This window comes from Ruminococcus sp. AM43-6, assembly GCF_003461785.1.
In the GTDB taxonomy this organism is placed as follows: Bacteria; Bacillota; Clostridia; order Oscillospirales; family Ruminococcaceae; genus Hominimerdicola; species Hominimerdicola aceti.
In genome coordinates this window covers 1-5,498 of sequence record NZ_QTXU01000029.1, presented here as the reverse complement: position 1 = coordinate 5,498, position 5,498 = coordinate 1, and the positions used below count along the sequence as shown (strand labels likewise).

5 protein-coding genes are annotated in these 5,498 nt (G+C 33.6%); 3 read left to right on the top strand and 2 right to left on the bottom strand.

All coding sequences use genetic code 11. The annotated features are described in order from the left end of the window. Positions 1-46: 46 nt before the first annotated feature. The gene (locus tag DW938_RS12275) at positions 47-1,000 is read right to left on the bottom strand and encodes a pyridoxal-phosphate dependent enzyme (protein WP_021681499.1); all 954 of its coding nucleotides are present in this window, start codon (positions 998-1,000) and stop codon (positions 47-49) included. A 38-nt stretch (positions 1,001-1,038) separates the two neighbouring features. Between DW938_RS12275 and DW938_RS12270 the strand changes: the two genes are divergently transcribed. Continuing rightward, a complete protein-coding gene (locus DW938_RS12270) occupies positions 1,039-3,510 on the top strand; it encodes a tetratricopeptide repeat protein (RefSeq protein ID WP_118125130.1) in 2,472 nt (823 codons plus the stop codon). Between the two features lie 2 nt (positions 3,511-3,512). Here the strand turns inward: DW938_RS12270 and DW938_RS12265 are convergent, their stop codons facing one another. After that, positions 3,513-4,472: an ATP-grasp domain-containing protein gene (locus tag DW938_RS12265; protein ID WP_118125128.1), complete on the bottom strand. Its 960-nt coding sequence runs from the start codon at positions 4,470-4,472 to the stop codon at positions 3,513-3,515. 295 nt (positions 4,473-4,767) lie between these two features. Here DW938_RS12265 and DW938_RS15185 point away from each other — a divergent pair, with 295 nt between their 5' ends. Together DW938_RS15185 and DW938_RS15180 are read left to right on the top strand one after the other, a co-directional pair. Next, a complete protein-coding gene (locus DW938_RS15185; RefSeq protein ID WP_215649688.1) occupies positions 4,768-5,061 on the top strand; it encodes a site-specific integrase in 294 nt (97 codons plus the stop codon). 3 nt (positions 5,062-5,064) lie between these two features. Further along, a partial coding sequence (locus DW938_RS15180) for a tyrosine-type recombinase/integrase (protein ID WP_242992543.1) occupies positions 5,065-5,498 on the top strand: 434 nt, incomplete at its 3' end.

Below are 5,498 nucleotides of genomic sequence, written 5' to 3'. Positions count from 1 at the left end.
ATTAAGTAGTGATAACTTCAAATTATCGTGTAAAAAAGCAAAAACATCATACTCTGTGATTAGAATTATAATCTTCGCTCATTAGTTGAGGCATATTTTCCTTTAGCCATTCATTGTTATAAAGATTATCAAGATATCTGTCTCCGCGATCGGGGAAAATAGCAACAATGTTTCTATTAAATTCCTTTGTTTTATTTATTGCTGCTAAAACGGCACCGCTTGATGCGCCGATAAAAAGACCTTGTTCAAGCAATTTGTGACAATTTATTATACATTCCAAATCAGATACCCTAACAACTTTATCAATAATTGCATTACCTAAATTTCCAGGTTTGATTCTTGAACCCATTCCGGTAAATCTATTTCTGGCAATCCTCTCTCCAAAAATCTGAGATCCATATGAATCTACGGCTATTATCTCTATTTGGGGATTTTGTTTTTTTATCCAAGTTGATACGCCTGAAATTGTACCACAGGTACTCACCGGAATGTAGATCGTTTCAGTTTGAGGATATTGACTTAGGATTTCTTCTGCAAGAGAAAAATAGGATTCTTGTATTAATCGATTGTTATATTGGTTTGTCCAGTACATATTATTATTAGTTTGCAATAACTTTTTTACAGTTTCTATTCTTTTCTCCTGATTAGATTGGTTTTTTTCGGGTATATCAATTTGATGAATTGTGCTCCCAAACTGTTTTATTATTTGCAGATTCGCATTTGTAATATTAGAATCCACTACACATAAGCACTTTAACCCTAGGGCAGAACATACGCCTGATAAAGCAATAGCAAAGTTGCCTGATGAAGACTCAACGATGGTTGTATCTTTATTGATCGTGTTTGTGCATAATAAAGATAATAGTGTTGATTTTGCGGCTCGGTCTTTCATGCTACCGAACGGATTCATGCATTCAAGTTTTGCCATCAAATGTGTGTCACCAACAGATACCTCTACCATAGGAGTGTTTCCAATTGCTTTTAGAATTCCTAAATCCATAATTATTCCTCATTTCTTTTATTTTATAGGAGTGTATAATGAAAATTAAAAGTTTTGCAGCAACCTCAAGGATAGTTGATCGTGAAAAAGATATTGCTCAAATAATTGATTTATTTCATCATGCTGAATGTACCCAAGTACATATTGTATACGCCGAAACAGGATATGGAAAGTCATCATTTTCTGCAAAATTAGCTAAAGATCACTTTTTTGCTGACTGGAATATTATAAATGTTAAAACTATGCCTCAAAATGTAAATTACAATGTTTCGGAAGGTGAATACCTAGAATTGATTTTTACAGCTTTAATGAAATTTTTCAAAGCGCAGGGACACTCAAACTTTTCTTTTGAAAATTATTTAACAAGCAATAAAAATAGGATTTTGAAAGAAGTATTTATCGACCAAAGCATCGATCAATTCATTTCAGCCAATTCATTGAAAGAATCTATAAAAAAATCAAGTGGCATAGGATTAAAAAGGTTATTAAAAACAGGCGATTTTAGTTTGCATTCTATAATAAACAATATATCTCCTGTTGCAAGGTGCATAAAATCGGACTATATCCACTATCTGTTTAAAAAAAGTCATATTCTTTTGATAATTGATAATATTCAAAATATAGATAATACATCTCTTAAATATCTCATTGAATGGATAAATGAAACGAAATATAAAAATCAAGGATTCATTTTGGAATATACCATTTCTGATGGCTATTCTCTGGATTCAGTGGAAAATTTGCAACGGGGAATATCAATTGCCGAAGTAGATGTACATTTATGTAGGTTGGAAAAAATGCGTGACGAGTATATTGCGGATCTCCTTGAAGCCCAGCTTAATGTTCATTCCCCTGATATCCACTTTGTTATCAATGCGAAAAAACATTATAAGGATTATTCCGAAGGAAATCTTTGGGATCTTATTGATTATGCAAGAATGTATGATGACCATACAGAGAATGGTGAATTGACCTCGCCAACTTTATTAAACTTGAAAAACTTAAGCCAAGAGTCACAATATATCGTTTCAATTTTGTATTATCATAGCGGACGCATAAATAAAAAAGTCTTTTACAATATCTGGACTAGCGAATTTTCAAATTCTGAAAATGACCTGGATAAATTATTTCTTGAACTGGTTACAAACCAAGTTATTTGTACCAAAACAAATGGAGATAATGAACAAATCTCTTTTATGCATGCAAGTATTCTTGATGCATATAAAGAAAACCTTTCTGATTTTGTTGATATTGACAAGGATGTATATAAGCGTTTGAGCCTTTTTTACGCAAAGGTTTATGAGGGTACAGTGACTGTTGTTAGTAAAGAGGCTGCTTGGCAAATTCTAGTTAAAATCTATTCGGTCAATAATCCGGAAAAAATCATGGAGCTGCTTACGGATTTTCAGACAAACACATTAAGAAATATATCAAGAGACAGCACATGGCATTATCTAAATAAATTGATAGAATGCACAAAAGACAATATTCCTAGATTTAAAAAAATTTATTTTCAAATTTTAAGGATATGTCGTATTGCGTCTTTGTATGAAGAAGGCTATTCGTGTATTAAACTAATGGAAAGAAGCATTGATATTATATCAGATGATGACCTACTTCTGTTTAAGCTATTGTTTCTCTCTATATTAGATCACCACGAAATTGTTATTCAGGAGTATAAAAACGTTATGTCTAGAATAGAAAAGTTCAGCCATACATGGATTAAGTTGAAATTGCTTGTTTTGAATAGCTTTATAGCACTTAATGACAAAAGGGCATGCACCGATATTGACATTGAACTGAACCAAATACCAGGGTTTAAGCATTCTGATGAATATGCATTTTATTTACGGTTGACAAACATTTATACTAAACCATCGCAGGCTGTTAAAAATGCTAAGAAAAGCATAAAACTTTTTCAGCTAAAAGGCGATAACATTCAAGCAGGCAAATCGTATATCACCTATTCAAAGCTTCTTTCAAGCATTGGAAAGCACAAAAAAGCGATAGAAAATATAAAGCAGGCTAAAAGACTGCTGGAAAATTCAAATCAAGGCATTTCATGCATTTATAATAATTGGGCTGGCTATTTGTTATTATCAGGTGAATTTGATTGTACCGTCTGGGATTATCTAAACATTGCTGATCAACACAGTGTTTCGACTTACGATAAATTATCTGTAATAATCAACAAATTGGCGTGGTGTTATGAGAATAATGCTTTTGTCAGATTAGATCTTCTTAAAAACCAAGCATTGGAGCTTATTAATAAAGAACCAAGTAAATTGATGCACTGTACTGCTTATTATAATTTGTCCATTGCATATAGAAAAGCAGGAATGATTGATCAGGCTGATATGTACTACCAGCAAGCAGTCAATCTGAAGGGGGAATGTTCTTGCATTAAAGCGAGAATTGATGGGATAACATTCAAGACACGTCACCTAATTCCAAGAATTAAAAAGCCATACCATATCTGTTATTTATCTTTCTGGCTGTTTGATTTTTGAAGTCAGGAGTCAAGAGAAGCATTAAATAATACCTCATCATAATATCTGCTGACTATTGAGTCCCATGCTACACAATTCATATAGTATTCCAGACTTTCAAGATTTGCCCCGTTTACAAAGTGGTCCAGATATTGTTCTACGTAATTAAAAGAAGCAATCATTCCTTCGCTTGCTGAACCACCTATTCTAAGATTGATTTCAATGAAATAAATGCCGCTATCATTCTCAATAAACTCTACATTAGATAGACCCGGTATCCTATATTTTGAATAGATTTGTTTGCATATTTGTATAAGCTTGTCATGTTTCACTATTTGGCTGCGAAAAGCTGATCCCATTTGTTTTTCAAGTGATTTTCGGGGCAATATCAATTTGGGACTTCCATTTTTATCGGCAAATATATCTACTACATATGTTGTACCTGTTTCATATTTCTGAGCAAACCAATCTGTATGAAAATGATTTTCAATATGTGACGCTTTCGAAAGATCAACAATATAGATTCCCTGACTTGAAACGGAGCATCTTTTGCGAAATATCACTTTATCTTTTCCAAAAAGTGAATCATAAATAGTTGGTACTTTAATTCCCATTTTTTCAATGGATCTATTTGCTTCTAGTTTGTCTTGGAATATATTAATTGTATCCGAAGGGCAATTATCGAACGGTATTGTTATTTCATCTTTGTGGCGATTAAGAAACCGCACTTCCTTATCTGTTGATACAAAAAGATAATCTATCTTGTGCTTATCTGATAATTCATTGATGAATTGCAAGTATTCCTTTTCATTGTTTATGTTAGGCGCTTGAAAATATCGATCAACAAAATTGCTTGATGCGATATGCCCAGCTGCTGATATGTCAGTTCCCCATACATCAACAGGGAAGCTTCTTATTCTTTTTAGTTGCCTTACTAATAGTGTTGAATTTGTGCTTTTAATATTATTTACCAGGATTCTCATTGCCAACTACCTTCCTATTTTATGTGAATCATCATAAAGAGAAAATTAACACACGATAATTTGAAGTTATCATCGATTCAATCTTCCTGTATCATACCATATCACACTTTCCTAAAAAAGTCAATCGAGTTTTGAAAACTTTGTAAAAATTCACAAATCGTCTAAATTTGTCGAACTCAAACTACTCTGATATAATATAAGGTAGGTTTAAAAGCAATTTTATTCGTAAGCATTTGTGCTTTTTGTGAATGTTGACCAAATTGCTTTGCCTTAAAAATTTTAAGGAGCTGTTTTGATGTTTGAATATAGACCTTTTGTAGACCAATTTCTCGATTACTGCCGTTACCATAAAAAACTTAGCGACAAAACTGTTCGTGCATACAAAATTGACCTTTCGCAGTATGCACTGTTTTCCGATACGCTTTCAAAACAAGCATTGTGGGATTACATCGAGTGCCTGAATAAAAACTACAAACCAAAAACCGTAAAGCGTAAGCTTGCTACTCTAAAAGCTTTTATCCACTTTCTTTTGCTGCAAGACTACATAGATTTTAACCCATTTGATAAGCTCGAAACTTCGATCAGATAACCTGTGCTGCTGCCAAAAACGATACCTCTCGACGTGATCGCTAAGATAATTTCTTTTTCTTATCAGCAGATAGGTTCAGCCCAAAGTGCTTACCAAATGAAATGTGCCGTCAGGAATGCCGCTGTGATCGAATTGCTCTTTGCCACAGGTGCAAGGATAGCTGAAATATGTACTCTCAAACCGGAAAATGTTGATCTTTTGGGACGCTCCGTTAAGTTTTACGGCAAAGGCTCAAAAGAACGCCTTATACCCGTGGAAAATATGGCTGTTCTCAGCATACTTAAAAGGTACAGACTGCTTTTTGAAGATAAGATCTCAGTGTCAGGGTACTTCTTCGTCAATAAGCTCGGCAGAAGAATGACAGAGCAGTCCGTAAGAAATATGCTGAGTTCCTATTGCAGACAATGCGGTGTTGAAATGCACATAACGCCCCATAT